Origin of the sequence: Pseudomonas gorinensis (assembly GCF_042015035.1) — a bacterium.
Taxonomy (GTDB): Bacteria; Pseudomonadota; Gammaproteobacteria; order Pseudomonadales; family Pseudomonadaceae; genus Aquipseudomonas; species Aquipseudomonas gorinensis.
In genome coordinates this window covers 6,847,257-6,873,450 of the sequence record NZ_CP167125.1, presented here as the reverse complement: position 1 = coordinate 6,873,450, position 26,194 = coordinate 6,847,257, and the positions used below count along the sequence as shown (strand labels likewise).

General features: G+C 62.1%; 26 protein-coding genes. 17 read left to right on the top strand and 9 right to left on the bottom strand.

Translation table 11 applies throughout. The features are described 5' to 3' along the window. Positions 1-20: 20 nt before the first annotated feature. From pyrR to gshB, 5 genes are all read right to left on the bottom strand, one after another. Complete coding sequence (gene pyrR, locus AB7933_RS31495; protein WP_024077900.1) at positions 21-527, bottom strand: bifunctional pyr operon transcriptional regulator/uracil phosphoribosyltransferase PyrR; 507 nt, start codon at positions 525-527, stop codon at positions 21-23. An 83-nt stretch (positions 528-610) separates the two neighbouring features. Beyond that, the gene (gene ruvX, locus AB7933_RS31490; RefSeq protein ID WP_003195067.1) at positions 611-1,048 is read right to left on the bottom strand and encodes a Holliday junction resolvase RuvX; all 438 of its coding nucleotides are present in this window, start codon (positions 1,046-1,048) and stop codon (positions 611-613) included. Next, positions 1,048-1,617 (bottom strand): YqgE/AlgH family protein, encoded by a 570-nt coding sequence (locus AB7933_RS31485; protein WP_024077899.1) that lies wholly within the window; start codon positions 1,615-1,617, stop codon positions 1,048-1,050. Before AB7933_RS31485 ends, ruvX begins: the two co-directional genes overlap by 1 nt. 81 nt (positions 1,618-1,698) lie before the next feature. Next, a complete protein-coding gene (locus tag AB7933_RS31480) occupies positions 1,699-2,604 on the bottom strand; it encodes a TonB family protein (RefSeq protein WP_024077898.1) in 906 nt (301 codons plus the stop codon). A gap of 77 nt (positions 2,605-2,681) precedes the next feature. Beyond that, positions 2,682-3,635: a glutathione synthase gene (gshB, locus tag AB7933_RS31475; protein ID WP_024077897.1), complete on the bottom strand. Its 954-nt coding sequence runs from the start codon at positions 3,633-3,635 to the stop codon at positions 2,682-2,684. Between the two features lie 239 nt (positions 3,636-3,874). On the opposite strand from gshB, the gene pilG reads away from it, so the two are divergent. The 6 genes from pilG (at position 3,875) to AB7933_RS31445 (ending at position 13,745) form a co-directional block, all read left to right on the top strand. Next, a complete protein-coding gene (gene pilG, locus AB7933_RS31470; protein WP_010564379.1) occupies positions 3,875-4,282 on the top strand; it encodes a twitching motility response regulator PilG in 408 nt (135 codons plus the stop codon). A gap of 46 nt (positions 4,283-4,328) precedes the next feature. Then, positions 4,329-4,694 carry a twitching motility response regulator PilH gene (gene pilH, locus AB7933_RS31465; protein WP_014720320.1) on the top strand — a complete coding sequence of 122 codons (366 nt, stop codon included), beginning with the start codon at positions 4,329-4,331 and terminating at the stop codon, positions 4,692-4,694. Positions 4,695-4,706: 12 nt separating this feature from the next. Continuing rightward, positions 4,707-5,231 (top strand): chemotaxis protein CheW, encoded by a 525-nt coding sequence (locus AB7933_RS31460; RefSeq protein ID WP_024077896.1) that lies wholly within the window; start codon positions 4,707-4,709, stop codon positions 5,229-5,231. Next, positions 5,228-7,279 (top strand): methyl-accepting chemotaxis protein, encoded by a 2,052-nt coding sequence (locus tag AB7933_RS31455; RefSeq protein ID WP_024077895.1) that lies wholly within the window; start codon positions 5,228-5,230, stop codon positions 7,277-7,279. Before AB7933_RS31460 ends, AB7933_RS31455 begins: the two co-directional genes overlap by 4 nt. Before the next feature lie 198 nt (positions 7,280-7,477). Further along, positions 7,478-13,297 carry an Hpt domain-containing protein gene (locus tag AB7933_RS31450; protein ID WP_024077894.1) on the top strand — a complete coding sequence of 1,940 codons (5,820 nt, stop codon included), beginning with the start codon at positions 7,478-7,480 and terminating at the stop codon, positions 13,295-13,297. Next, on the top strand, positions 13,290-13,745 hold the full coding sequence (locus tag AB7933_RS31445; protein ID WP_010207210.1) for a chemotaxis protein CheW: 456 nt from the start codon (positions 13,290-13,292) through the stop codon (positions 13,743-13,745). The genes AB7933_RS31450 and AB7933_RS31445 overlap by 8 nt, the downstream gene beginning before the upstream one ends. Before the next feature lie 351 nt (positions 13,746-14,096). Here the strand turns inward: AB7933_RS31445 and AB7933_RS31440 are convergent, their stop codons facing one another. Continuing rightward, positions 14,097-14,732, bottom strand: a complete 636-nt coding sequence (locus AB7933_RS31440) for a LysE/ArgO family amino acid transporter (RefSeq protein WP_024077893.1) — start codon at positions 14,730-14,732, stop codon at positions 14,097-14,099. A 22-nt stretch (positions 14,733-14,754) separates the two neighbouring features. Continuing rightward, positions 14,755-15,561: a 2OG-Fe(II) oxygenase family protein gene (locus tag AB7933_RS31435; RefSeq protein WP_024077892.1), complete on the bottom strand. Its 807-nt coding sequence runs from the start codon at positions 15,559-15,561 to the stop codon at positions 14,755-14,757. Positions 15,562-15,849: 288 nt separating this feature from the next. Between AB7933_RS31435 and AB7933_RS31430 the strand changes: the two genes are divergently transcribed. Continuing rightward, positions 15,850-16,485, top strand: coding sequence for an NBR1-Ig-like domain-containing protein (locus AB7933_RS31430; RefSeq protein ID WP_236645997.1), 636 nt, complete (start codon positions 15,850-15,852; stop codon positions 16,483-16,485). Between the two features lie 20 nt (positions 16,486-16,505). Here AB7933_RS31430 and AB7933_RS31425 read toward each other — a convergent pair whose 3' ends face one another. After that, complete coding sequence (locus AB7933_RS31425) at positions 16,506-16,793, bottom strand: HigA family addiction module antitoxin (RefSeq protein ID WP_041161314.1); 288 nt, start codon at positions 16,791-16,793, stop codon at positions 16,506-16,508. Between the two features lie 488 nt (positions 16,794-17,281). Between AB7933_RS31425 and AB7933_RS31420 the strand changes: the two genes are divergently transcribed. The 10 genes from AB7933_RS31420 to madM all read left to right on the top strand — a co-directional run bounded on the left by AB7933_RS31420 (position 17,282) and on the right by madM (position 24,995). Continuing rightward, positions 17,282-17,542: a DUF6124 family protein gene (locus AB7933_RS31420; RefSeq protein WP_024077889.1), complete on the top strand. Its 261-nt coding sequence runs from the start codon at positions 17,282-17,284 to the stop codon at positions 17,540-17,542. A 308-nt stretch (positions 17,543-17,850) separates the two neighbouring features. Next, entirely contained in the window at positions 17,851-19,521 is a 1,671-nt protein-coding gene (gene mdcA / locus AB7933_RS31415; RefSeq protein ID WP_024077888.1) for a malonate decarboxylase subunit alpha, read from the top strand. Further along, positions 19,522-20,370: a triphosphoribosyl-dephospho-CoA synthase gene (locus tag AB7933_RS31410; RefSeq protein WP_024077887.1), complete on the top strand. Its 849-nt coding sequence runs from the start codon at positions 19,522-19,524 to the stop codon at positions 20,368-20,370. Beyond that, positions 20,370-20,669: a malonate decarboxylase subunit delta gene (locus AB7933_RS31405; protein WP_024077886.1), complete on the top strand. Its 300-nt coding sequence runs from the start codon at positions 20,370-20,372 to the stop codon at positions 20,667-20,669. Before AB7933_RS31410 ends, AB7933_RS31405 begins: the two co-directional genes overlap by 1 nt. Continuing rightward, positions 20,662-21,504, top strand: a complete 843-nt coding sequence (locus AB7933_RS31400) for a biotin-independent malonate decarboxylase subunit beta (protein WP_024077885.1) — start codon at positions 20,662-20,664, stop codon at positions 21,502-21,504. The genes AB7933_RS31405 and AB7933_RS31400 overlap by 8 nt, the downstream gene beginning before the upstream one ends. Further along, a complete protein-coding gene (gene mdcE, locus AB7933_RS31395) occupies positions 21,501-22,271 on the top strand; it encodes a biotin-independent malonate decarboxylase subunit gamma (RefSeq protein WP_024077884.1) in 771 nt (256 codons plus the stop codon). Before AB7933_RS31400 ends, mdcE begins: the two co-directional genes overlap by 4 nt. Next, a complete protein-coding gene (locus AB7933_RS31390) occupies positions 22,265-22,861 on the top strand; it encodes a malonate decarboxylase holo-ACP synthase (RefSeq protein WP_024077883.1) in 597 nt (198 codons plus the stop codon). The genes mdcE and AB7933_RS31390 overlap by 7 nt, the downstream gene beginning before the upstream one ends. Continuing rightward, positions 22,858-23,757, top strand: coding sequence for a malonate decarboxylase subunit epsilon (gene mdcH / locus AB7933_RS31385; protein WP_024077882.1), 900 nt, complete (start codon positions 22,858-22,860; stop codon positions 23,755-23,757). Before AB7933_RS31390 ends, mdcH begins: the two co-directional genes overlap by 4 nt. Before the next feature lie 67 nt (positions 23,758-23,824). Further along, the gene (madL, locus tag AB7933_RS31380; protein WP_024077881.1) at positions 23,825-24,229 is read left to right on the top strand and encodes a malonate transporter subunit MadL; all 405 of its coding nucleotides are present in this window, start codon (positions 23,825-23,827) and stop codon (positions 24,227-24,229) included. Between the two features lies 1 nt (position 24,230). Continuing rightward, entirely contained in the window at positions 24,231-24,995 is a 765-nt protein-coding gene (gene madM / locus AB7933_RS31375; protein WP_024077880.1) for a malonate transporter subunit MadM, read from the top strand. A 271-nt stretch (positions 24,996-25,266) separates the two neighbouring features. Here the strand turns inward: madM and AB7933_RS31370 are convergent, their stop codons facing one another. Next, positions 25,267-26,190, bottom strand: a complete 924-nt coding sequence (locus AB7933_RS31370) for a LysR family transcriptional regulator (protein ID WP_024077879.1) — start codon at positions 26,188-26,190, stop codon at positions 25,267-25,269. Positions 26,191-26,194: the final 4 nt, after the last annotated feature.

Genomic DNA, 26,194 nt, shown 5'->3' with positions numbered 1-26,194 from the left:
GGGACTCTTTACAAGGCGGTTTAAAGGGCAAGGTCTTGCAGTTCGAGTTCGAGCGGCGTGGGACCGGACAATTTTACCCGCTGGTGGGCTGAAAGCGACAGGGTGGCGCCGACCACATCGGGGCTGATCGGCAATTCGCCGGCGTCCAGGTCGAGCAGGCAGACCAGGGTCACACTGGCCGGGCGGCCATAGTCGAACAGTTCGTTCAGGGCGGCGCGAATGGTACGGCCGCTCATCAGTACGTCATCGATCAGCACCAGATGCTGGCCTTCGATCTCGAACGGCAGCGCCGAGGGACGCACCTGCGGGTGCAGGCCGTTCTGGCTGAAGTCGTCGCGGTAGAAGGACACGTCCAGGGTGCCCAGTGGCGAATCGCTGCCCAGTTCCTTCAACAGTGCCTGGGCGACCCATACGCCGCCGGTGCGAATGCCGATAAAGCGCGGTTCGCTGATGGCACGGTGTTCCAGATGGGCCTTGAGGCGTATCGCCATCTGGCTGATCAGGTCGGCGGGATTGGGCAGGCTCATGGTGGCTCCTTCAAGGCCCTGCGTGGCGGGGGTGCCTGCACGGTCCGGGCTCAAACGTAAAAAGACGCGGCAAGCCGCGTCAGTCAGGATTCAAATAAAGCGGTGTTTTCATCCAGCCAGCCCTGCAACAGCAAGGCGGCGGCGATGGCGTCCACGGGGTTGTCGCGGTAGCTGCCTTTTTGCCCGCCACGGTCACGTCGCTCACCCTTGGCTTCGAAAGTGGTCAGGCGTTCATCGTGGGTATAGAAAGGCAGGTTGTAGCGGCCGTTAAGACGGCGGGCGAACTTCTCGGCGCGCAGGCACATGTCGCTGGGGGTGCCGTCCATGTTCAAAGGCAGGCCAACCACGACGGCGTCGGGTTTCCATTCCTTGATCAGGGCTTCGACCTGGTTCCAGTCCGGCACCCCATTCTGGGCTTTCAAGGTGCACAGCTCGCGGGCCTGGCCGGTGATCACCTGGCCGACCGCAACGCCGATCTGTTTGGTGCCGTAGTCAAAACCGAGGATCAGACGCAAGGCCATCAGGCGTGCCCCGCCTGGCTGGTGAGCAGGCTGAGGTTGACCCGCAGCTTGGCGGCGGCAGCTTCCAGGCGCAGCTCACTGGCGGTGTTGAACAGGATGTCGGCGTCGTACGGGCAGGTCAGCCAGGCGTTACTGGCCAGTTCGGCTTCCAGTTGCCCGGCTTCCCAGCCGGCGTAGCCGAGGGTGATCAGGCTCTGCTCGGGGCCGACGCCATCGGCAATGGCAAACAGCACGTCCTGGGACGTCGACAGCGACAGCCCATCAAGGTCTACCGTGGCCTGGAACTTCGGCCCGCTCGGGTGCAATACAAAGCCGCGATCGGTCTGCACCGGCCCGCCAGTATAGATCGGCACGCCTTGGCAGCGGGCCGGTGGGTCGACCTCCGGGCGCAGTTGCTCAAGGATATCGGCCAGGTTGAGCTCTTGCGGGCGATTCACCACCAGCCCCATGGCACCATTGGCCGTGTGCTCGACGATGTAGGTCAAGGTCTGCGCAAAGTTCGGGTCGGCCATATGGGGCATGGCGATCAGGAATTGGTGCTTGAGGTAGGTCGGGTCGACATTTTTCATGTCCGCTAGTGTGGCGTTGGAGCGGCGAACTGACAAGCTGGAGTTGCCTGTTGTGGCAAGCCCGCCGCAGGGTGGGTGTTATCAGTTGCTGGAGAGGCGATCGCCCTTGGCAAACTTCCAGGTGCGGATAATTTCCAGGCGGTCGACGTCGTTCAGGTCCCCGGTAAACGGGGCAAAGGGCGCAGCCAGGCGCACGATGCGCTGGGCGGCCTGGTCCAGCAGCGGCTGGCCGGACGACTCCAGCACCTGGACCTCATATAACGTTCCGTCGCGGTTGATCGACACCAATAAGCGCAAATTGCCATAAATCTGCTGGCGCCGGGCTTCATCCGGGTAATTGAGGTTACCGATGCGCTCGACCTTCTTGCGCCATTCGTCCTTATACCAGGCACCTTTGTCGCGCATGGTGGAGGCCGCGTTCAGGCGGTAGATGCGCGGGCGCTTGGCGTACAGCTGTTGTTCGTTGGCCAGTTCGGCTTCGAGGCTGGAAATCTGGTCGGAGAGTTGCGAGCTGTCAAAGGTGGGCGCCGGTTTCACCGGTTCGGGCTGCGGCTCGGTCTTGGTTTTCTCGCGTTGGGTCGGAGCCTTCTGCGGTTTTGGCGCGACGGTGGTCACGGCAGCCTTGGGCGCGGCCTGCTTGACCTCGGGCTTGGGGGCCGGGGGCGGCGTGACTTTGTTGACCTGGTTGTCCTGGAACGGCGCCAACTCGGTGGTCTTCGGCACGGCTTTCTTGTCGAGGGTGCCGCTGCCTTGCTGGTTGTCCTGGGCGAGAAAGTCTGCCTTCTCGGGCTTCTTTTCGCTCTTGAACGTGGCGAGGGTGATTTCCAGGGTTTTACTGATCTGCTTGGGCTCGACCATGGTGAAACCCACGCCCAGGATCAGGGCCAGGTGGATCAACGCCGCGAGAAACAGGGTAAATCCGAGCCGATCAGCCGGGCGCACGCCGCGTTGGGAGAGTTCGGGGGGCAGTTCGGACGGGAGTGTCATGACAAGAAAACCAACATCGCGCGTTTCACAGGTGGCGCATGATAACGCAATGTTGGTTGGTGTCCGGCTGTTCTATGTCACTTGGCTTGTAGCTTGCGTTCAATCGCTGCCATCAACATTTCGCCGATGTTCGTGCCAAATGCGTTATCAATCTCGCGGATACAGGTTGGGCTGGTGACGTTGATTTCGGTGAGGTTTTCACCAATTACGTCTAGGCCTACAAACAGCAGGCCCTTTTCCCGCAGAGTCGGGCCGACCTGGGAAGCGATCCAGCGATCCTTGTCCGACAACGGTCGCGCTTCACCGCGACCACCGGCCGCCAGGTTGCCGCGAGTCTCGCCGGCCGCCGGGATACGCGCCAGGCAGTAATCGACCGGCTCGCCGTCGATCATCAGGATGCGCTTGTCGCCATCCTTGATCGCGGGCAGGTAGGCCTGGCCCATGATCTGCTGGGTGCCCAGGTCGGTCAGGGTTTCCAGAATCACCGACAGGTTCGGGTGGCCGGCGCTGTGGCGGAAGATCGACGTGCCGCCCATGCCATCCAGCGGCTTGAAGATCACATCACCGTGCTTGTCGGCAAATTCACGCAGCACATCGGCGCGGCGGCTGACGACGGTGGGCGGGGTGCACTGCGGGAACAGCGTGGCGAACAGCTTTTCGTTGCAGTCGCGCAGGCTCTGCGGCTTGTTGACGATCAGTACGCCGGCGCGCTCGGCCTGCTCCAGCAGGTAGGTGGAATAGACGAATTCCATATTGAAGGGCGGGTCCTTGCGCATCAGGATCACGTCCAGGTCGCTCAGGGGGCTATCGATTTCGTCATGCAGCTCGAACCACCTATCAGGGTTGGCGAACACTTGCAGCGGACGCATGCGCGCGCGGGCCACGCCGTCGCCCTGATACAGATCGCCCTGCTCCATATAGAACAGGCTCCAGCCGCGGGCCTGGGCAGCCAGGAGCATGGCCAGCGAACTGTCCTTTTTATAGGAAATGCTGGCGATAGGGTCCATGACAATGCCGACGCGAACGCTCATGGGGGATTTCCTCTAGCAAATTAGGGCATATAAAAGTGGCGTCAGAGTGGCGCTGCGGCTGTTGTGGGTCAAGGAAAAACCACCTGGCAGGCTGCTCGATAGATTGCGCCCGGAGACTGTGCTAAAAAGACTGCCACGGCGCAGCAGCCCTTGAATTCCAAGGCTTGCGGCGCTCATCCTGTGCAACATCAGGCAGTACACACCGAAAACCGATTCGCTGTGGCGATGGTAGAGCAGATATGGAACAGCATTCCAACGCCTTGAGAGTGATGGTGATCGACGATTCGAAAACGATCCGCCGCACCGCCGAAACCTTGTTGAAGAATGTGGGATGCGATGTCATCACGGCCATCGACGGTTTCGATGCCCTGGCTCGGATTGTGGATCATCACCCGCACATTATCTTTGTCGACATCATGATGCCGCGCCTGGATGGCTATCAGACCTGCGCCCTGGTGAAGAACAACCCGGCGTTCAAGTCGATCCCGGTGATCATGCTCTCCTCCAAGGACGGCCTGTTCGACAAGGCCAAGGGGCGCATCGTCGGAGTTGATCAGTTTTTGACCAAGCCTTTCAGCAAGGAAGAACTGCTGGGCGCGATCAAGGCCTACGTGCCTGGGTTCGCCGCAGTAGAACAAGCACACTGACGTCACCTCACAAGGGCTGGCGCCGACCAATGTAGTGGGGAAAACCATGGCACGCGTTCTGATCGTCGACGATTCGCCGACTGAAATGTACAAACTGACCGGTATGCTGGAAAAGCACGGCCACCAGGTCCTCAAGGCCGAAAACGGCGCAGACGGTGTGGCCCTGGCTCGCCAGGAAAAGCCCGACGCGGTCCTGATGGACATCGTGATGCCGGGCCTCAATGGTTTCCAGGCGACCCGCCAGCTGTCCAAGGAGCCGGAAACCAACGGTATTCCGATCATCATCATCACCACCAAGGACCAGGAGACCGACAAGATCTGGGGCGCGCGCCAAGGCGCCAAGGACTACCTGACCAAGCCGGTGGATGAAGAAACCCTGATCGCCACACTGAACAAGGTGTTGGCCGGCTGACGGCACGCCATCATGACCGAGTCGCAAACCGCCTTCGAGTTGCTGCTGGACATCGATCGCCGCTGCCGCCTGTTGGCCGCTGACCTGCCATCCCAGGAAGCCCGCCTGCACAGCTGGAGCGGCATCGGTTTTCGCCTGGGCGAGCATTGGTATGTGGCGCCCATGGGCGAAGTGGCCGAAGTGCTGCATGAGCCTCGCTGCACGTTAATGCCCGGGGTCAAGACCTGGATCAAGGGCGTGGCTAACCTGCGTGGGCGCCTGTTACCGGTGATGGACCTCGGCGGCTTCCTCGGCCATGCGTTGTCCAAGGCGCGCAAGCAGCGGCGGGTGTTGGTGGTGGAGTACCAGGACATATTTGTCGGGCTGCTGGTGGATGAGGTGGTGGGTATGCAGCATTTCGCACAAGACGCGTTGCAGGCACACGCCGCCCCAGGCGCGCCGTTTATCCAAGGCCAGTTTGATGGCGACCCGCTGTGGCAGGTCTTCAGCCCCTTCGCCCTGGCCCAGGCCCCAGGCTTCATGGATGTTGCCGCATGACCACTGTCACCACGCCTAAACCCCAGGCCGGCTCGCGTAGCCGCTCCCAGATCATCGTGCTGTTTATCGCGCTGATCGTGTTCATCATGTTGTTGTTCGCCAACTTCGCCTACCTCAATACCCAATCTACCTACGATAAGCAGTACATCGGCCACGCCGGTGAGTTGCGCGTGCTGTCCCAGCGTATCGCCAAGAACGCCACGGAAGCCGCCGCCGGCAAGGCCGCCGCGTTCAAGCTGCTGGGGGAGGCCCGCAATGATTTTGCCCAGCGCTGGGGGTACCTGAAGAAAGGCGACCCGGAAACCGGCCTGCCGGCGGCGCCCAGCGCGGTGCGCACCGAAATGCGCGCAGTGCAGACCGACTGGGAAGCGTTGTTGAAAAACACCGACGTCATCCTGGCCAGCGAACAAACGGTGCTGTCCCTGCACCAAGTGGCCGCGACCCTGGCCGAAACCGTGCCGCAATTACAGATGGAATCGGAAAAGGTCGTCGACATCCTCCTGCAACGCGGCGCCCCCGCCAGCCAGGTGGCCGTGGCCCAGCGCCAGTCGCTACTGGCCGAACGCATCCTCGGTGCGGTCAACACTGTGCTCGCCGGCGATGAAACCGCCGTGCAGGCCGCCGATGCCTTTGGCCGCGATGCCAACCGCTTCGGCCAAGTCCTTAATGGCATGCTCAATGGCAACCCTGGCCTGCGTATCACCCAGGTTGAAGACCGTGATGCCCGTGCGCGGCTGGCAGAAATTGCCGAGCTGTTCGAGTTTGTTTCCGGCTCCGTGGATGAAATCCTCGAGACCTCGCCGCAGTTGTTCCAAGTGCGCGCCTCGGCGAGCAATATCTTCAACCTCTCGCAAACCCTGCTCGATGAAGCCTCGCACCTGGCCACCGGCTTTGAAAACCTGGCCAGCGGACGCAGCTTCGACACCATTGGTGGTTATGTGCTGGGCCTGCTGGCGCTGGCGTCGATCATCCTGATCGGCCTGGTGATGGTGCGCGAGACCAACCGCCAACTGCATGAAACCGCCGAGAAGAACGAGCGCAACCAGAACGCGATCATGCGCCTGCTGGATGAAATCGAAGACCTCGCCGATGGCGACCTCACCGTCACCGCCTCGGTGACCGAAGATTTCACCGGCACCATCGCCGATTCCATCAATTACTCCGTGGACCAACTGCGTGACCTGGTCGCCACCATCAACCTCACCGCCGGGCAGGTTGCCGGTGCGGTGCAGGAGACCCAGGCCACGGCCATGCATCTGGCGCAAGCCTCTGAGCATCAAGCCCAGCAGATCGCCGAAGCCTCCACCGCAATCGAACAGATGGCCCAGTCCATCGACCAGGTGTCGGCCAACGCCGCTGAGTCCTCGGCGGTGGCGGAACGTTCGGTGGAAATCGCCAACAAGGGCAACGAGGTGGTGCACAACACCATCCACGGCATGGACAACATTCGCGAGCAGATCCAGGACACCGCCAAGCGCATCAAGCGCCTGGGCGAGTCGTCCCAGGAGATTGGCGACATCGTCAGCCTGATCGACGACATCGCCGACCAGACCAACATCCTTGCCCTCAACGCGGCGATCCAGGCGAGCATGGCCGGGGATGCCGGGCGCGGCTTTGCGGTGGTGGCCGACGAAGTGCAGCGCCTGGCCGAGCGCTCGTCGGCGGCCACCCGGCAAATCGAAACCCTGGTGCGAGCGATCCAGACCGACACCAACGAAGCCGTGATCTCCATGGAGCAGACCACCACCGAAGTGGTGCGTGGCGCGCGGCTGGCCCAGGACGCTGGCGTCGCGCTGGAAGAGATCGAAGGCGTGTCGAAAACCCTGGCGGCGCTGATCCAGAGCATCTCCAATGCGGCGCAGCAACAGACGTCGTCGGCGGGGCAGATCTCCCTGACCATGAACGTGATCCAGCAGATCACTACTCAGACGTCCTCGGGGTCCACCGCCACCGCCGAAAGCATCGGCAATTTGGCGAAGATGGCCAGCCAGTTGCGCAGGTCGGTGTCGGGTTTCACCTTGCCTGTGGCCAAGCAGGCAGATGATTGAAATGCGATCCAAGTGTGGGAGGGGCGGTGCGACGATTCGACTTGCCCCCGATAGCGGTGGGTCAGTTAACACACTTGCTGACTGATACACCGCCATCGGAGGCAAGTCGAATCGTCGCACCGCTCCTCCCACATTTGATCTCCATCTGTCTGGAGATCTCGCACTACCAGCAACCCATGAATTCTAAGCGGAGCAGTTATGGTTGATCGGCACGACTACGTGGCCCTCGAATGGGTCAAGGGCGACATTGCCGAAACCCTGAAACAGGCCCGTTCGGCGCTGGACGCGTTTGTCGAAACCCATGACGGCGATGTGATCAGCCAGTGCCTGGCCGGTATCCACCAGGTGCACGGTGCCCTGCAGATGGTCGAGTTCTACGGCGCGGCCCTGCTCGCCGAAGAAATCGAACAGCTGGCCCTGGCGCTCCAGACCGGGCATGTCAGCCAGTGGGAAGAAAGTATCCGCCTGCTGCAACAGGCCCTGGGCCAATTGCCGCTGTACCTTGACCGTATCCACAGCGCGCGCCGCGACCTGCCCCTGGTGGTGTTGCCGCTGCTCAACGACCTGCGCAGTGCGCGCGGCGAAAGCCTGTTGTCGGAGACCAGCCTGTTCAGCCCGCAACTGCTGTCGATTGCGTCCTTGCCCGATGAAGTACTGGCCCAACGTGCGCCGCCGGACCTGACCGAACAACTGCGCCAGTGGCACCACCTGCTGCAACAAGCCCTGGCCGGCCTGCTGCGCGAAGACCATGGCCCGAGCAACCTGGAAGACATGGCGCGGGTGTTCGCGCGGCTCGAAGCATTGTGCCAGGGCGCGCCGCTGTTGCCGCTGTGGCAAGTCACCTCGGCGCTGGTCGAGGGCATGCTCACCGGCGTGATCGCCAACAGCCCGGCGCTGCGCAGCCTGCTCAAGGCCAGCGACAAACAACTCAAGCGCCTGCTGGCCCAGGGCATTGGCGGTATCAACCAGGCGGCGCCGGACGAACTGCTCAAGAGCCTGTTGTTCTACGTCGCCAAAGTCACCCGGCCGACACCGCGTATGCAAAGCCTGAAAGAACGCTACGGCCTGGATGAAGCCTTGCCCGACAGCGCCCTGGTCGATGCCGAGCGCGCACGCATGGCGGGGCCGGATCGCAATGCCATGGGCTCGGTGCTCGGTGCCTTGTGTGAGGAGTTGGTGCGGGTCAAGGAGCGTCTCGACCTGTTCGTGCGCAGCGACCGTCAGCACACCCGTGACCTTGAGGCGCTGCTGGCGCCGCTGCGGCAGATCGCCGATACCCTGGCGGTGCTTGGGTTTGGTCAGCCGCGTAAAGTCATCATCGACCAGCTTGCCGTCGTGCTGAGCCTGGCCCAGGGCCAGCGCGAACCTAACGATGCGGTGCTGATGGACGTCGCCGGCGCCTTGCTCTACGTCGAAGCCACGCTGGCGGGGATGGCCGGCACCGTCGAGCCGGACAGCCGCGAAGAAAGCCGCCTGCCCACCACTGACCTGACCCAGATTCACCAACTGGTGATCCGCGAGTGCTGCCAGTGCCTGCAACAAGCCAAGGAGCTGGTGATCGATTGCATCGAAGCCGATTGGCAGCGCCAGCGCCTGGAGTCCTTGCCGGAACTGTTGAGCCAGGTGCGCGGCGCCCTGGCGATGATCCCATTGCCACGGGCGGCGAGCCTGATGCGTGGTTGCAGCGTTTACGTCGATGAACAACTGATGATCAACGACGCCGTGCCCTCCGAGGCGCAGCTGGGGCAGTTTGCCGACGTGATCAGCGGCCTGGAGTACTACCTGGAACGCATGCTCCAAGACCCCGATGCCGCCGGCGAACGCGTGCTGGAGCTGGCCACCCGTAGCCTGGAGGCGCTGGGTTACCTGCCTGCGGAAAAACCCTGGCGCCAGGCATTGGTGGCGCCGGAGGGCGCATTGTCGGCCGAGACCTCACCGAGCCAATCGCAATTCGACGCCCTGGCCAGCCCCACCTCGCGGCTGAACCCGCCGGCCCAGCAACGCCCCGGTAGCCTGCTGCCGCCACCGGCCGGTGAAGAGCCGATTGACGAGGAGCTGCGCGACGTCTTCCTCGAAGAAACCGAAGAAGTCCTTGAGCTGCTGCATCGCAACCTGCCGAGCGGTGCCGATAGAACTGCCCTCGGCGAAATGCGCCGTGCCTTCCACACCTTGAAGGGCAGCGGCCGTATGGTCCGCGCCCTGGTGCTGGCGGAGCTGGCCTGGGCCGTGGAAAACCTGCTTAACCGCGTGCTTGAGCGCAGCGTGGCTCCCGGCCCCGAGGTGCAACAGGTACTGGATGAAGCGGTCGCCCTGCTGCCGGAACTGATCGCCGACTTCGCCGCCGGTGCCCAGCGCCAGCGCAAGGAGGTCGACACCCTGGCCGCGCGTGCCCACGCCTTGGCCAGCGGGGTTGAAGCCTCGGCCGTCGAAGCCCATGACCCGATGTTGCTGGAGATTTTCCGCAACGAGGCCCAGACCCACCTCGACAGCCTCAATCACTTCCTGCAACAAGCCGCCGAGCATGTGCCGCTGCAAGTCAGCGATGAACTGCAACGCGCCCTGCACACGCTCAAGGGCAGCGCCTACATGGCCGGCGTGCTGCCGATCGCCGAACTGGCGCGCCCACTCGATCACCTGACCCGCGAGTACAAGGCTCACCGCCTGCCGTTGGACCTGGATGAAGTGGAGTTGCTGCTGGAAGCCGAGGACCTGTTCCAACGCGGGCTGCGGCAACTGGACAGCGACCCCTTGGTGCCGATCAAAGGCGCGGCGGACCTGATCAACCGCACACAGAGCCTGCTTGATCGTCAGCTCGAAGCCCTGCTCGACGCCCCCAGCACCGGCCTGCGCATCAAGCGCGATCCACAACTGATCGCTGACTTCCTGGCCCAGGGCATGGATATCCTGCTCGACGCCGAAAGCCTGCTGCGCCGCTGGCAACAACACCCCGGCGAGCGCCAGGAACTCACCGCATTGCTGGATGAATTGACCACCCTGGGGGAGGGCGCGCACGTCGCCGACCTGCACCCCATCGACGAACTCTGCGAAGCCTTGCTCGACCTGTATGGCGCTGTGGAAGAGAGCAGCCTGGCGGTCAGCGAGCGGTTTTTCCAGGAAGCCGAACAGGCCCATGAAGCGCTGATCAATATGCTCGACCAACTGGCCGCCGGCCAGGAGATCAGCCCGGTGCCGGCACCGTTACAGGCCCTGCGCGAGCTGCTCGATGATGCCCTCGACCCCTCTGCCACCGGCCTGATCAAAAGTGACGGCAGCCGAGCCCTGAACATCGCCGAACTGGGGGCCGCCACGGCGCGGCTGCACCAGGAAGCGGTACCGGACGATGAGATTGTCGAGATCTTCCTCGAAGAGGCCGTGGATATCCTCGACAGCGCCGGGCAGTCCCTCAAGCGCTGGTTGCTGGAGCCTGATGGCGTGGCACCGTTGTCGTCGTTGCATCGAGATTTGCACACCCTCAAGGGTGGGGCGCGCATGGCCGAAATCGGCCCGGTGGGCGACCTGGCCCATGAGCTGGAGTGTCTTTACGAAGGCTTGGCGGACCGCCGCTACAGCTACTCCACCGAGCTGTCCCAGGTGCTGATGGCCAGTCACGAACGGCTGGCGTTGCAACTTGAAGAACTGCAACACCACCAACCCCTGAGCGACTCCGGCGAGCTGATCGCGCGTCTGCGCGAGTTTCGCCAGAGCAGCACGCCTGCCGCGCCGACCGCGGCACCGCAAGGCGCGGCTGCGGATCCTGAACTGCTGGATATTTTCCTCGAAGAGGCCGCCGACATTCTTGATAGTTCAGGCAGCGCATTGCTGCGCTGGCAGGCTGAGCCGAACAATCGCCAGGAAGTGGAAACCCTGCTGCGCGACCTGCACACCCTCAAGGGCGGCGCGCGCATGGTCGAGATCGGCCCGATTGGCGACCTGGCCCATGAGCTGGAGTTTCTCTACGAAGGCCTGTCCGCCGGCTTGCTCGGCCCGTCCCCTGAACTCTTCGCGCTGTTGCAAGGCTGCCATGACCGCCTGGCGCAGATGATCGATGCAGTGGCCGATGGCGTGCCGGTCGGCCCGGTGGACAAGCTGATCGAGCGCATCAAAAGCCTGGTACACCCCGGCGTAGAGCCGGTAGCCCCGGTGGCCTTGCCGGCGAGCAAGGCCGAAGCGGCGGTTGACCCGGCCGCCGACATGGTGAAGGTTTCCGCTGACTTGCTGGATGACCTGGTCAACCTGGCCGGCGAAACGTCGATCTTCCGTGGCCGCATCGAGCAGCAGGTCAGCGACGCACAGATCGCCCTCAACGAAATGGAAACCACCATCGAGCGCATGCGTGACCAACTGCGCCGGCTCGACACTGAAACCCAGGGGCGCATCCTCAGTCGCCAGCAGGCCGAGGCCGAGCGCCTGGGCTATGAAGAATTCGACCCGCTGGAAATGGACCGCCATTCGCAGTTGCAGCAGCTCTCCCGTGCGCTGTTCGAATCGGCTTCCGACCTGGTGGACCTCAAGGAAACCCTCGAGCGCCGTAACCAGGATGCGCAACAGCTGTTGCAGCAACAGGCCCGCATCAACACCGAGTTGCAGGAAGGCTTGATGCGTACGCGCATGGTGCCGTTCGAACGCATGCTGCCGCGCCTCAAGCGCATCGTGCGCCAGGTGGCCGGCGAGTTGGGCAAGGACGTGGAGTTTGTGGTCGGCAATGCCGAGGGCGAGATGGACCGCAATGTGCTGGAACGCATGGTGGCACCGTTGGAACATATGCTGCGCAACGCCGTCGACCATGGCCTGGAATCCCGCGATGCGCGGTTGTTGGCGGGTAAACCGGAGAAGGGGCGCATCACCCTGGACCTGACCCACGAAGGCGGCGATATCGTCTTCGACATGCGCGACGACGGCGCCGGCGTGCCCCTGGAAGCGGTGCGGCGCAAGGCGATCAAGCGCGGTTTGCTCGACCCCAACCAAGAAATGAGTGACCGCGACGTGTTGCAGTTCATCCTGCAACCGGGCTTCTCCACGGCAGAAAAGATCACGCAGATTTCCGGGCGCGGCGTAGGCATGGATGTGGTGCATGAAGAAGTGCGCCAGCTCGGCGGTTCGATGTTCATCGACTCGACACCGGGCGCGGGCGTGCATTTTCGTATTCGCCTGCCGTTCACCGTGTCGGTCAACCGGGCGCTGATGGTGCAGTGCGCGGATGACCAATACGCGATCCCGCTCAACACCATCGAAGGCCTGGTGCGCGTGCTGCCCCACGAGTTGGCCGGGCACTACCAGCAAGACCCGCCGCGTTATGAGTACGCCGGCCAGCGGTATGAACTGTTCTACCTCGGTGATCTGCTGCACACCGTCAGCCGCCCGAAACTGCTGGGCCAGTACCAGCCGGTGCCGGTGCTGTTGGTGCAATGCAATGAGCGGCACGTGGCGGTGCATGTGGATGCCATGGCCGGGACCCGGGAGATCGTGGTCAAGGGCCTGGGGCCGCAATTCGCGGGGGTGAAGGGCGTCTCCGGGGCGACCATTCTCGCTGATGGCCGCGTGGTGCTGATCATTGACTTGCTGGCGCATATTCGCGCCCGGCAACCGGCCTTGCCGGCCCAGGCAGTCGATGCGCCCCTGATCCTCAACGATCCGCTGAAAAAGCGGCCGCTGCTGGTGCTGGTGGTGGACGATTCGGTCACCGTGCGCAAAGTGACCAGCCGCCTGCTGGAGCGTAACGGCATGAACGTCCTCACCGCCAAGGACGGTATCGACGCCCTTGCCGTGCTCGAAGAACACACCCCGGACCTGATGCTGCTCGACATCGAAATGCCGCGCATGGATGGTTTCGAAGTGGCTATCCAGGTGCGCAACGACCCTCGGCTGATGCGCCTGCCGATCATCATGATCACCTCCCGCACCGGCCAAAAACACCGCGACCGCGCCATGGCCATCGGCGTCAACGATTACCTGGGCAAGCCTTACCAGGAGTCGGTGCTGCTGGAAAGCATTGCCTATTGGAGCAAGTCCCATGCTTGACCACCGCACCAGCCAACTCACCGGCCTGCTGTTGCCCCTGGCCGACCGCCACCTGGTGCTGCCTAACGTCGCCATTGCCGAGCTGATCGACTTCCAGCGTGGCGAACCGGCCAGTGATGCACCGCCGTGGTATCTGCGGCAAGTGACCTGGCGGGATCGGCAAATACCGTTGATCAGCTTTGAAGCGGTGTGCGGCGAGGCGAGCGTGACGGGCGAACGCTCGCGGATTGTGGTGTTGAATGCGCTGGGCGGGCGGCCGACGTTGAAGTTTATTGCGCTGGTGATCCAGGGGATTCCGCGGTCGTACAAGCTCGATAGCGAATTGAGCTATGTGGACGTGCCGCTGTGCCCATTGGAACTGGCAGCGGTGCAGGTAGGAGAACATGTGGCGAAGGTGCCGGACTTGATGGGGCTTGAGGCGCTGCTGGTGGAGTCTGGGTTGGCCTGAGCCATGTGAAGAGGGGGCTTGCCCTAATGCCAGTCAGTTAAGGAGGAACACTGTAACGGTGGCGAGCGGGTTTGTTGTGGCGAGCGGGCTTGCCCCGCGTTGGGCTGCGCAGCAGCCCCAAAACCTGGCAACTCGGTTTGCCTGAAGCGGCGCATTTATCTTGCTGGGGCTGCTTCGCCGCCCAACGCGGGGCAAGCCCGCTCGCCACAGCAAGCGCTTTTCGCTTGAAAGGTGTGACCAGCCTTCTGATTCTTCCTGCAAGATTTTGGGCTGTGCATGAATTTGTCGCTTGCCGCCCGCACCAAAACACCCCCTCAGTTCACACCGAAGGTTAGACCGGGTTTGCTCCGTTTAGAGAGGATGCAGCACCAGAAAATCAGCAATCAGCATTCCCGCCAGATACACCATCAAAATCGCCACACCCGCGTCCAATAAACGCCAGACCTTCGCCGAACGAAACAGCCCCGTCAACATTTGACATCCCAACGCCAAAACCACAAACCACACCAGCGACGCGGTCATCGCTCCGCTGGCAAAGGATGCTTGTTGGCTGACGGGCTTTGCCGCGCCAATAGAGCCAATCAGCACTACGGTATCAAGCCAGGCATATGGGTTGGCAAATCCAAGTATCACTGCCGTGCGTATCAAACCCTGTTGTGAGGTGAGGTTGCTTTGAGTATCTGGCATCGACTGGTTACGCACGCAAGCCAGTAACCGCTGCCAACCGAACCACAGCAGATAGGCCGCTCCCGATAGCAGCAGGAGCGCCACTAGACCTGGCTGGCTGCCGAGCAATGAACCCAACCCCATGACCCCAAGACTGATGAGAATGATATCGGCGAGCACACATACCGCCACCACCCCCCAGACACGACCTCGACTGACACCCTGGCGAATGACCAGGGTGTCCTTTGGCCCAGGAGCGGCGAACAGTCCGATGCCCAAGAGCAGACCTTCGAGATAAAGGGCGTTGAGGTCAGGAATCATGAAGTGCTCGGCCGCCTGAGTATCAGGTCAATTGAAGGGGGTGATTACCGAAACCGGTATGGCGGGCATTGGCGGCGGCTTTCAAGTCGATCGGCTGGTGGCGGAAAAAACCTGTCAGCTCCTGCCCCGCATCAGGGTTGACGAAGTAAATAAGAGAGCTGCGTGGCACTGGTCTTCTAGGAGCCAGAACGGCGTGGTATGCAGCGGGAATCGCGTAGTCTGAGAGCTCAGTCAGTAGCGATCCAGCCAAGATTGCAATCTCATTCTCCAAGAGTCGTACCGGCTCCAGCGAGCTGCCTCGAACCAGAACGAGGCCATCACGAGTAGGTTTGATAAACGACAACAAATGACCATCCTCGTGAGGATCCTGAGCAAACTGGCGCTTATCAGGCCCGTAATTAGCTCCATAGACACACAGTTGCAGATAGGACGCCGCACGCAAAGAGGTCAACGAAGTGGCCCCAAACTCCGCGCAAACCCCGTTCATCAGTTCCTGTGCAAGCTCGCTGATCTGTCTCTCAAAAGCATCAACGGCAACAAAAAACTCACTTCGCGTGAACTCAAAGGATTTTCGTTTTGATGAATGCGCAGGCCAGTAGCAAAAGCGCTCACACAGATCAGGCTGAGCCTCAATGCTCGAGTACTCTTCGCCAAAGGGGAAAAATCCATCGGTGTCTTTCGCGAAGGAAAACGAGGCCTTGGTGGCTGGTGATATTGCGGAGTATCCATCAACGATTTTTTTGTAATCCAGCAGCATCGCTTCTGATATTTGCAGGGTGCCAAAGCCTGTTCGAGAAATGGATTCACAGCACGCTTTGATGTGGGTCATGGCTATATCCAAAGGTAGATGTAAAGGAATGCAACAAACACTAGGTTCGCAAGCATGCGAGAAACTACGACACTGGATATGACCGGCTAAAAGGGTGCCATCCATGTCCTTCACAACATCGCCAGCAGGTGGCGAGTGTGCATGGTTCAAGACACGTGGCGGCGGACAGGTTGTCTTTTTTGGCGGACAAAGAAATGACGTTCACCTAAAAACGGGAACCGCAAACTTCGTATGAATATAAGAACGCGAGATACCCTCAGGTCACTGGTTGCACGGCGCAGCCGCGAGTTGGGCAAGCCCCTGACTGCGCTGGCCAAGGAAGCAGGAATTTCCAGAACCTACCTGTACGGTCTAGCGGCTGGAGCGTCCAGGGACCCGTCGGTACGCACGCTGATCAAGCTGGCGAAGGCATTGCAGGTTTCTCCCTTGCTGCTGTTTCGCTACTTCGCTGACCTGACAGGCGCGCCCGCTAATGCGTGCTCAATGGCTAACACCAATCGGGCTGCAGGTATTGATGATCCGGAGGACGTTGCGGTGTTCAATGCCGATGTCACGACGCCTGATCAAACCGTCGTGTTGCCAGGGGAAGTTTTTCAGAAAACCTGGGAGATTCAGAACCTGGGCACACGACCCTGGCGCGGGCGACGACTGGTGCGTGTTGATGGGGAATATGTGATTGCCCGCCGCGCAGATCCACAAGGCCAGTTGGAGGTAGTGATGGATATTCATTTGCGTAGCCTGCACAGCGAGCTCCCTATTGCCGATACGCTGCCGGGCCAGCCGGTGCATATCAGTGTGGAGTTTGCAGCACCCAAGGAGACCTGTACGGTGGCTTCAGTCTGGAGAATCGAGGATGAGCAGGGGAAACCTTGTTACGGGCCTGCGTTCATTTTGCATGTGGTGGTTAACGTCATGGCGCGTTGAGCGTCCGGTCGGATTTTTCCTTAGTCAATCCGCGCAAACCGCTCAATCATTGGCTGCTCCCGATGCTCGGCCTGCCACAAGTCGTAGGCGCTTTGCATCGATAGCCATAGCTGCGCAGTACTTACGCCGGCTCTCTCCAACCGGACGGCAAGGTCCGGGCTGACGGGGGCGTGGCCATGCAAGATCCTTGAGAAAGTTTCGCGGGCGAAGCCGAGGCGTCGTGCCATTTCGGTGATAGTAATACCGAGGGCCGGGACTACATCTTCAAGCAGAATTTCGCCCGGGTGAGGTGGGTTGTGCATGGCTATATTGGGCTTAGTGTTCGGACTCATCATGTTTGCCCGTGGTGGGATTTGGACGAAAAAGGCTATAAGAGGCGAGTTCCGAGCAACAACCTGAAAACCTTGTCGGAATATTCTGTGTGGCAAGCCCGCTCGCCACAGCAAGCGCTTTGCGCTTGAGAGGTGTGACCAGCCTTCGGATTTTTCCTGCAAGATTTTGGGCCGTGCATGAACTTGCCGCGTGCAGCCCGCGCGCCTAGTCTTCGTCCCGTCATCGCAAAAAACGGTGACACGGACGTGCAAGTTCGGTTACATGTCGGCGCACCAACGCCCATAGCCATTCAACGGGCGTTTTTCATGCCTGCTGTATTTGTTATGGCGGCTGTGCGTGGGAGATCCTTCGGGGTCTGCCGGGGTCCGATATGCCCGGTCTTGCACACCTGCGCACAGCTGCCACCTTAATTCGCGTGCAAGCGGAAGAGAGCAGTCTCCATCACATATCGGAGTTGTAAATCATGGTCAAACCTACCCCCAATCCGCCCGCAAGCCTCTTCACCGTAAACCCCCACCAAAACACCGAAACCCTGCTGGTCAACGCCAGCGAAACCCTGTCCTCCCTCAACGCACTCACCTGCAACCTGGCCTTCGACCTGGACACTTCCCAGCGCGCCATCATGCTCGGGATCCAGCAAATGGCCGAGTTTGGGCAGTTGTTGGTGGATCGGGCGCTGGAGCAGGTCAGCCCTTCGCTGGAAAAGGTCCCAAACAGGGACTGATCATTCCCTTTTTGGGACCGCTATCTAACAGACACCAATGAGCAAATGTGGGAGGGGCGGTGCGACGATTCGACTTGCCCCCGATGGCTTATTAGACAGTTGGTACATCACTTAGCTGACCCACCCTCATCGGGGGCAAGTCGAATCGTCGCACCGCCCCTCCCACATTTTTGATCTTCACTGGGCTCGGGTCTGCGTTTGCAGATGCTCCATTACTCCAACCGTAACGATCTGCCGCTGAGCTTGATTGATACCCCCCTGAATCACTCCTAAGGTACAGCCCACGACAGCAAACCCGTGGAGCGACCATGACAACAATAATCAACCCCGACTCGCGCTGGACGCGGCGGCGCGACGAGAAGCAGCGGCGGCTCGAGCGGGTCAAGCACTACGCAGACGGGGCCGTGTTGCCCAGCGATAAAATCGTCGAAGCCCTCGAAGCCCTGATCCTCCCCGGCGACCGCGTGGTGCTGGAAGGCAACAACCAAAAGCAGGCCGACTTCCTCTCGCGTTCGCTGGCCAAGGCCGACCCGGCCAAGCTTCACGATTTGCACATGATCATGCCCAGCGTCGGGCGGTCCGAGCACCTGGACCTGTTTGAAAAGGGCATCGCACGCAAGCTGGACTTCTCCTTCGCCGGCACCCAATCCCTGCGCATCAGCCAACTGCTCGAAGATGGCCTGCTGGAAATCGGCGCGATCCACACCTACATCGAACTCTATGCCCGGCTGGTGGTGGACCTGATCCCCAACGTGGTGCTCTCGGCGGGTTTCATGGCCGACCGCGCCGGCAATATCTACACTGGCGCCAGCACCGAAGACACCCCCGCGCTGATCGAACCCGCTGCGTTCAGCGATGGCATCGTGATCGTGCAGGTCAACCAGTTGGTGGATGACGTCACCGATTTGCCCCGTGTCGACATCCCCGCCAGTTGGGTGGACTTTGTGGTGGTGGCCGACAAGCCGTTCTACATCGAGCCGCTGTTCACCCGCGATCCGCGCCATATCAAGCCGGTGCATGTGCTGATGGCGATGATGGCGATCCGTGGCATCTACGAAAAACACAATGTGCAGTCGCTCAACCACGGCATTGGCTTCAACACCGCCGCCATTGAATTGATCTTGCCCACCTACGGCGAATCCCTCGGCCTGAAGGGCAAGATCTGCCGCAACTGGACCCTTAACCCGCACCCCACGCTGATTCCGGCCATCGAAAGCGGTTGGGTGCAAAGCGTGCATTGTTTCGGCACCGAGCTGGGCATGGAGAACTACATTGCCGCCCGCCCGGATGTGTTTTTCACCGGTCGTGACGGCTCGATGCGTTCCAACCGTATGTTCTGCCAACTGGCTGGCCAATACGCGGTGGACCTGTTTATCGGTGCCACCCTGCAAGTTGATGGCGATGGCCACTCTTCAACGGTGACCCGTGGCCGCCTCGCCGGTTTCGGTGGTGCGCCGAACATGGGGCACGACCCGCGCGGTCGCCGCCATGGCACGCCGGCGTGGTTGGATATGCGTCACGATGATGCGCCCGAAGCCCTGCTGGAACGCGGCAAAAAGCTCGTGGTGCAGATGGTTGAAACCTTCCAGGAAGGCGGCAAACCCACCTTCGTCAACACGCTCGACGCCGTGGAAGTGGCGCGTAAAAGCGGCATGCCCCTGGCGCCGATCATGATCTATGGCGACGACGTGACTCACTTGCTCACCGAAGAAGGCATTGCCTACCTGTACAAGGCGCGCTCCCTCGAAGAGCGCCAGGCGATGATCGCCGCCGTCGCCGGGGTGACCGCCATCGGCATGCGCCACAACCCCAAGGACACCGCGCGCATGCGCCGCGAGGGGCTGATCGCCTTGCCCGAGGACTTGGGGATTCGCCGCACTGACGCCACCCGTGAGCTGTTGGCCGCCAAGAGCGTCGCCGACCTGGTGGAGTGGTCCGGTGGCTTGTACAACCCGCCCGCCAAATTCAGGAGCTGGTAAATGCGCGCCCTCAAACTGCATGAACTGAGCCTCGCCGAACGCCTGGCGGATATGGCCGTGGATGCGCTGATCGATGAAGCCGACCTGTCGCCCAAACCTGCCTTGGTGGACCGTCGTGGTAACGGCGCCCATAGCGATTTGCACCTGGGGCTGATGCACGCCTCGGCGCTGTCGCTGTGGCCGATGTTCAAGGAGATGGCTGATGCCGCGCTCGACATCGGTGAAGTCGGTTTACCCCTGCGCGAAGCCCTCGGCCGATTGGGCCGCGAAGGTGAGCAGGCGATGCTCGCCACCACCAACGGCGTGAACACCCACCGCGGTGCGATCTGGGCCCTCGGCCTGCTGACCGCCGCAGCGGCACTGGAACCGCAGTCCGCCCATGCCAGCGCCGTGACCTTGAAAGCCGCCAAACTGGCCCTGCTCAATGACCGCTACGCGCCCCAGCCAATGAGCCATGGCGCACACGTCGCCCAGCGCTACGGCGCACGCGGCGCCCGTGAAGAAGCGCAACTGGGCTTCCCCTCGGTGCTGCAACGCGGCCTGCCGCAACTGCACAAAAGCCGCCGGCAAAATGCCGGTGAACAGAACGCACGCCTGGATGCCTTGCTCGCGATCATGACCGAGCTGGCCGACACCTGCGTGCTCTACCGTGCCGGCCTGGAAGGCCAACACGCCATGCAACGCGGGGCCCAAGCCGTGCTGGAGGCGGGCGGCAGTGCAACCCTCGCCGGCCGCCGCCAACTGCATGAACTCGACCAACAATTGCTGGCCCTGAATGCCTCCCCCGGCGGTGCCGCCGACCTGTTGGCTGCCTGCCTGTTTATCGACCGCCTCGATGGAGCGTTGTGATGGAAACCTTATCCTTTGAATTCCCCGCCGGGCAGCCACCCAAAGGCCGTGCGCTGGTGGGGTGTGTCGGCTCGGGCGACCTGGAAGTGCTGCTGGAACCGGGCACGGCCGGCACCCTGACCATTCAGGTGCAAACCTCGGTGAATGGCGCCGAACAACGCTGGCAACACCTGTTCGAGCGGATCTTCCAGGAACAAACCCCGCCGGCCCTGAAGATTGATATCCACGATTTCGGCGCGACTCCCGGCGTGGTGCGTTTGCGCCTGGAACAGGGTTTCGAGGAGATCGGCCATGACTGACTTGCTCAGCAAACACAGCTTCGTTGAACTGGGGGCGCGGCAGCGGGCCAAGGCCTTGCTGGACAGCGGCACTTACCGAGAATTGATCGACCCATTCCAGCGCGTCATGTCGCCCTGGCTCAGTCGCCAGGGTGTGGTGCCCCAGGCCGATGACGGCGTGGTGATCGCCAAGGGCAGCATTGAAGGTGTGCCCGTGGTGATCGCCGCGATCGAAGGCAATTTCCAGGGGGGCAGCCTGGGGGAAGTGGGCGGCGCGAAAATCGCTGGCGCCCTCGAACTGGCCGCCGAAGACAACCGCAACGGGGTTCCGACCCGTGCCGTGCTGCTGCTGGAAACCGGTGGCGTGCGCTTGCAGGAGGCCAACCTGGGCTTGGCAGCGATTGCCGACATTCATGCGGCCATTGTCGATCTGCGCCAGTACCAGCCGGTGATCGGTGTGGTGGCGGGCAGTGTCGGTTGCTTCGGTGGCATGTCCATCGCGGCCGGGTTGTGCAGTTACCTGGTCGTCACCCGCGAAGCCCGTCTTGGCCTGAATGGCCCGCAAGTGATCGAGCAGGAAGCCGGTCTTGAAGAGTACGACTCCCGCGACCGGCCTTTCATCTGGAGCCTCACCGGTGGCGAGCAACGCTTCAACAGCGGGCTGGTCGACCGTTATGTGGCAGATGATGTGGCGCAACTTCAAGAGACGATCAGCGTGCTGTTGCAGCAAGGTTTGCCTGCGCAGCAGCGCAGCCGCCAGGCCGATTATTACCTCGCGCGCCTGGCCGAATTGGACGCTGCACCGCAAATCGACCCGGCGACGGTTCGCGCTCTGTATCAGGGAGAACGCTCATGAGAGGCTTGCAGTGGTTTAACGCATTGAGCGCCGGTGCCACGCCTGTGGCCGATTTGCCCGGCTCGTTGAAAGTTGCCGACGGCGTATTGGGGGAACATGCGGTGCGCTTTATCGCCGTGGTCCCCGACGCGCAAAACCGCTTCCCCCGTGCACGCAACGGCGAAGTCGGCCTGCTGGAAGGCTGGGGGCTGGCCAAGGCCGTGGATGAAGCCATCGCCCGTGGCGACAAGCGTCCCATCATCGCCATCGTCGATGTCCCGAGCCAAGCCTATGGCCGTCGCGAAGAAGCCCTCGGCATCCACCAGGCCCTGGCCGCCGCCGCCGACAGTTACGCCCGTGCCCGCCTGGCCGGGCACCCGGTGATTGCGCTGCTGGTGGGCAAGGCCATGTCCGGTGCCTTCCTCGCCCACGGTTACCAGGCCAACCGCCTGATTGCCCTGCGCGACCCCGGCGTGATGGTGCACGCCATGGGTAAGGCATCGGCGGCGCGGGTGACCCTGCGCAGTGTCGAAGAGCTTGAAACCCTGGCTGCCAGCGTGCCGCCCATGGCCTATGACATCGACAGTTTTGCCAGCCTCGGCCTGCTGTGGGAAACCTTGTCGGTCAGCCAGATTGAACAGCCGACGCAGGACGATGTGACGCGAGTCAGCGATTGCCTGGTCAGTGCGATCCAGGATATCGATAGCCGTGATTTGAGTGGGCGCCTCGGTGCTACTAATCGCGCGGCCTCCAGCCATGTACGCCAGTTGCTGCGGGAACAATGGTGAACGCTCACGATTTGCTCTGGGGCATGACCCCGGCGCATCTGCCCAGCGACGCGCCGGGCTGGGCGCTGGAGGCCATCGGCGCCGGTCACCCGGTGGTGGTGCGTCGCGCCATGGCCGAGCCGGGCCAGGTGGCGGTCGGTGTGCGCGGGCGTCTGCGTGAGCAGCGTTTTGCGACGGCAATGCCCCTGGCCGCCGTGCAGCGCAGTGTGGCGCCGGAAGCCCTGCGCGACGCGATCTCGCCCCGGGATTTGCCGGCGTTGCGCGCACTCGATCAACTGCGGCCGGTGTTGGCGCAGCAGACCTGGGGCGTCACGGGCAGCGCGGGTTTCGAGTTGGCCACGGGCATTGAGGCACTGCATGCGATGAGCGATCTGGATTTGCTCCTGCGTACGCCCGCGCCGCTTGACCGGCGGGATGCGCAAGACCTGCTGGCGATCCTGGACACCGCGGCCTGTGCCGTGGACCTGCAACTGCAAACCCCGTTCGGTGCCGTCGCCTTGCGCGAATGGGCCGGCGGCTCGCGGCGGGTGCTGTTGAAAACCGCGCGTGGCGCGCACCTCGTGCTCGATCCCTGGCAGGCCGTGGCATGAGCAGCCTGCTGGTGTTTCCGGGGCAGGGGGCGCAGCGTCCGGGCATGCTCACGCGGTTGCCCGTCTCGGTACTGGATGAAGCCTGCGATGCCCTTGGTGAAGACGTGCGCCAGTTCGATTCGGCGCAAGCCTTGGCCAGTACCCGCGCGGTGCAGCTGTGTCTGTTGATCGCGGGTGTGGCCCATGCGCGCTTGCTGGAGCGCACACCGGATTACGTGGCGGGCTTGTCCATCGGGGCGTATCCGGCGGCGGTCATTGCCGGTGCCCTGGACTTTGCGGACGCTGTCAGGCTGGTTAGCCTGCGGGGTGAACTGATGCAGCACGCTTATCCACAAGGCTACGGCATGACCGCGCTGGTCGGCCCTGAGTTATCCACTGTCGAAGCCCTGCTGGCCGATATCCACAGCCCGCAGACCCCGGTATACCTGGCCAATATCAACGCCGATAACCAGACCGTCATTGCCGGTAGCGACGAGGCGATGAAGCTGGTCGCAGCACGCATCAAAGGCAACGGCATCGCCAAGCGCCTGGCCGTGAGCGTGCCGTCCCATTGCGCGCTGCTGGAACAACCTGCCCAGGCACTGGCCCAGGCGTTTGTCACGCTTAAAGCGCCGCGCATCACTTACCTGAGCAGTACCCGGGCGCGCCCCATTCACAACCCCGAGCACTTGCGCGACGACCTGGCCTTCAACATGTGCCGCGTCGTCGACTGGCGCGGCACCGTGCAAAGCGCCTATGAGCGCGGCGTGCGCCTGCAAATCGAACTGCCCCCAGGCAGCGTACTCACCGGCCTGTCACGCCGAGTATTTGAACAAGGCACGGTGATCGCCTGCGAAGGCGCACGCCTGGACACCTTGCAGGCCCTGTTGGAAGAGGAGGAGCGCCGCCACCGATAAAGCACCACCCAAGGCTTTCGAAGCACAACAACAACAATTTCGATCGAGCACTTTGAGGACAACAACAATGATTATTTACGGTGTGGCATTGCTGGCGATCTGCACGCTGGCGGGCGTGATCATGGGCGACATGCTCGGCGTACTGCTCGGCGTGAAATCCAATGTGGGCGGGGTAGGGATCGCGATGATCCTGTTGATCTGCGCACGCCTGTGGATGCAAAAGCGTGGCGGCATGACCAAGGACTGCGAAATGGGCGTCGGCTTCTGGGGCGCGATGTACATCCCCGTGGTGGTTGCGATGGCGGCGCAGCAAAACGTGGTCACCGCCCTGCACGGTGGCCCGGTCGCGGTGCTTGCGGCCATTGGTTCGGTGGTGGTGTGTGGGTGCACCATCGCCCTGATCAGCCGCACTCATAAGGGTGAACCGTTACCCGCTGAAGAGCCGCTGATCGCGCCAGTGGGAGGTCGCTGATATGTGGGATCTCATTGAAAAAGGTTTGGAACATAACGGCCTGATCACCGCGTTTGCCTTCGTCGGCGTGGTCATGTGGATTTCCGTGGTGCTGTCCAAGCGCCTGACGTTCGGGCGCATCCATGGCTCGGCGATTGCGATCGTGATCGGCCTGGTGCTGGCCTGGGTCGGCGGCACTATGACGGGCGGGCAAAAAGGCCTGGCGGATCTGTCGCTGTTCTCCGGCATCGGCCTGATGGGCGGGGCGATGCTGCGCGACTTCGCGATTGTCGCCACGGCGTTTGAAGTGCAAGCCACCGAAGCGCGCAAAGCCGGGATGATCGGCGTGATTGCGCTGCTGCTCGGCACGATCCTGCCGTTTATTGTTGGTGCGAGCATGGCCTGGGCCTTTGGTTATCGGGATGCGATCAGCATGACCACCATCGGCGCGGGCGCGGTGACTTACATCGTTGGCCCGGTGACCGGTGCGGCGATTGGTGCGACCTCGGATGTGATGGCGCTGTCGATCGCCACCGGCCTGATCAAGGCGATCCTGGTGATGGTCGGCACGCCGGTAGCGGCGCGTTGGATGGGGTTGGATAACCCGCGGTCGGCGATGGTGTTTGGTGGCTTGGCCGGGACCGTGAGTGGCGTGACGGCGGGGCTGGCGGCGACGGATCGTCGGTTGGTGCCGTATGGTGCGCTGACGGCGACGTTCCACACCGGGCTTGGGTGTTTGCTTGGGCCTTCGTTGCTGTACTTCATTGTTCGCGGGTTGGTTGGCTAGCTTTGGAAGTTGTGTTGTCTGGTTTGGCCTCATCGGGGCATAGGTATCTGCACAACGTTGGCTCAACGCTGAATGCCCGGAAAATAGGGCTGTTGTGGCGAGCGGGCTTGTCCCGCGTTGGGCTGCGTAGCAGCCCTAGTCAAGAAGAACGCGGTGTATCAGACACTCTGCAGAGGCTGGTTTTGGGGCTGCTACGCAGCCCAACGCGGGACAAGCCCGCTCGCCACAGGGAGATTTGTCAGGGGCTGAAAAGTTGTGTAGATACCCATGCTCATCGGGGGCAAGCCTGCCGATTGGCATACATCCGACACTCCGCCAACAACGCCAGCAAGTTCGGGTCGCGCTCCTTGGCCTTCAGGAACACCACCCCGATATGCTGCTGCAGCCGGTACCGCGCCTGCAGCGGTATCAGCTTCACGCGGTTCTCGTAGACTGCCGCAATCCGCCCCGGCAGCAACGCATAGCCCACCCCTGAACTGACCATGCTCAGCAAGGTGAAGATGTCGTTGACCTGCATCGCCACCTTGGGCTCGAACCCCGCCTGCTTGAACACACGGTTGCCATCCTGGTGGGTGGCGAAGCCTTGGGTGAGGGTGATGAAAGTGGCGTCGCGCACGTCGGCCAGGTCGATTTCCTGGTCGCGATCGAAGGGCGAGTCAGCCGGAGTGGCGAGGAAGATGTCGTCGGAGAACAGCGCGATCTGCTCGCAGTCGGGGTCGTTGGCGTGTTCGTCGAGGGAGATGAGGATCGCGTCCACTTCCATGTTCTTGAGCTTGTAGAGCAGGTCGAAGTTGGAGCCCAGGATCAAGTCGATATTGAGTTCGCTGCGCCTGATTTTCAGGCCCATGATCAGTTGCGGCACGGTCTTGACCGTCAACGAATACAGCGAGCCGAGCTTGAAGCGCTCGGCGGAGAAACCGGCGGCTTCGCGGGTCAGGCGCACGCTGTCGACCACATCGGCGACCAGTTTCTGCGCACGTTCTTCCAGCACGTAGGCGCTTTCCAACGGTGTGAGGTTGCGGCCTTCGTGCTTGAACAGCGGGCAACGCAGGGCATTTTCCAAAGAGTGGATCGCGCGGTGCACGCTGACGTTGCTGGTTTGCAGTTCGGCGGCGGCGCGGGCCAGGTTGCCGGTGCGCATGAACGCCAGGAAGACTTCCAGCTTCTTGAGGGTGAATTCTTCGTCGATCAGCATGGCC

Excerpts from the sequence above, each read along its gene's own strand:
- pyrR (WP_024077900.1), bottom strand. The coding sequence starts at position 527 with ATGAGCCTGCCCAATCCCGCCGACCTGATCAGCCAGATGGCGATACGC.
- ruvX (WP_003195067.1), bottom strand. The coding sequence starts at position 1,048 with ATGGCCTTGCGTCTGATCCTCGGTTTTGACTACGGCACCAAACAGATC.
- AB7933_RS31485 (WP_024077899.1), bottom strand. The coding sequence starts at position 1,617 with ATGAAAAATGTCGACCCGACCTACCTCAAGCACCAATTCCTGATCGCC.
- AB7933_RS31480 (WP_024077898.1), bottom strand. The coding sequence starts at position 2,604 with ATGACACTCCCGTCCGAACTGCCCCCCGAACTCTCCCAACGCGGCGTG.
- gshB (WP_024077897.1), bottom strand. The coding sequence starts at position 3,635 with ATGAGCGTTCGCGTCGGCATTGTCATGGACCCTATCGCCAGCATTTCC.
- pilG (WP_010564379.1), top strand. The coding sequence starts at position 3,875 with ATGGAACAGCATTCCAACGCCTTGAGAGTGATGGTGATCGACGATTCG.
- pilH (WP_014720320.1), top strand. The coding sequence starts at position 4,329 with ATGGCACGCGTTCTGATCGTCGACGATTCGCCGACTGAAATGTACAAA.
- AB7933_RS31460 (WP_024077896.1), top strand. The coding sequence starts at position 4,707 with ATGACCGAGTCGCAAACCGCCTTCGAGTTGCTGCTGGACATCGATCGC.
- AB7933_RS31455 (WP_024077895.1), top strand. The coding sequence starts at position 5,228 with ATGACCACTGTCACCACGCCTAAACCCCAGGCCGGCTCGCGTAGCCGC.
- AB7933_RS31450 (WP_024077894.1), top strand. The coding sequence starts at position 7,478 with ATGGTTGATCGGCACGACTACGTGGCCCTCGAATGGGTCAAGGGCGAC.
- AB7933_RS31445 (WP_010207210.1), top strand. The coding sequence starts at position 13,290 with ATGCTTGACCACCGCACCAGCCAACTCACCGGCCTGCTGTTGCCCCTG.
- AB7933_RS31440 (WP_024077893.1), bottom strand. The coding sequence starts at position 14,732 with ATGATTCCTGACCTCAACGCCCTTTATCTCGAAGGTCTGCTCTTGGGC.
- AB7933_RS31435 (WP_024077892.1), bottom strand. The coding sequence starts at position 15,561 with ATGACCCACATCAAAGCGTGCTGTGAATCCATTTCTCGAACAGGCTTT.
- AB7933_RS31420 (WP_024077889.1), top strand. The coding sequence starts at position 17,282 with ATGGTCAAACCTACCCCCAATCCGCCCGCAAGCCTCTTCACCGTAAAC.
- mdcA (WP_024077888.1), top strand. The coding sequence starts at position 17,851 with ATGACAACAATAATCAACCCCGACTCGCGCTGGACGCGGCGGCGCGAC.
- AB7933_RS31410 (WP_024077887.1), top strand. The coding sequence starts at position 19,522 with ATGCGCGCCCTCAAACTGCATGAACTGAGCCTCGCCGAACGCCTGGCG.
- AB7933_RS31405 (WP_024077886.1), top strand. The coding sequence starts at position 20,370 with ATGGAAACCTTATCCTTTGAATTCCCCGCCGGGCAGCCACCCAAAGGC.
- AB7933_RS31400 (WP_024077885.1), top strand. The coding sequence starts at position 20,662 with ATGACTGACTTGCTCAGCAAACACAGCTTCGTTGAACTGGGGGCGCGG.
- mdcE (WP_024077884.1), top strand. The coding sequence starts at position 21,501 with ATGAGAGGCTTGCAGTGGTTTAACGCATTGAGCGCCGGTGCCACGCCT.
- AB7933_RS31390 (WP_024077883.1), top strand. The coding sequence starts at position 22,265 with ATGGTGAACGCTCACGATTTGCTCTGGGGCATGACCCCGGCGCATCTG.
- mdcH (WP_024077882.1), top strand. The coding sequence starts at position 22,858 with ATGAGCAGCCTGCTGGTGTTTCCGGGGCAGGGGGCGCAGCGTCCGGGC.
- madL (WP_024077881.1), top strand. The coding sequence starts at position 23,825 with ATGATTATTTACGGTGTGGCATTGCTGGCGATCTGCACGCTGGCGGGC.
- madM (WP_024077880.1), top strand. The coding sequence starts at position 24,231 with ATGTGGGATCTCATTGAAAAAGGTTTGGAACATAACGGCCTGATCACC.
- AB7933_RS31370 (WP_024077879.1), bottom strand. The coding sequence starts at position 26,190 with ATGCTGATCGACGAAGAATTCACCCTCAAGAAGCTGGAAGTCTTCCTG.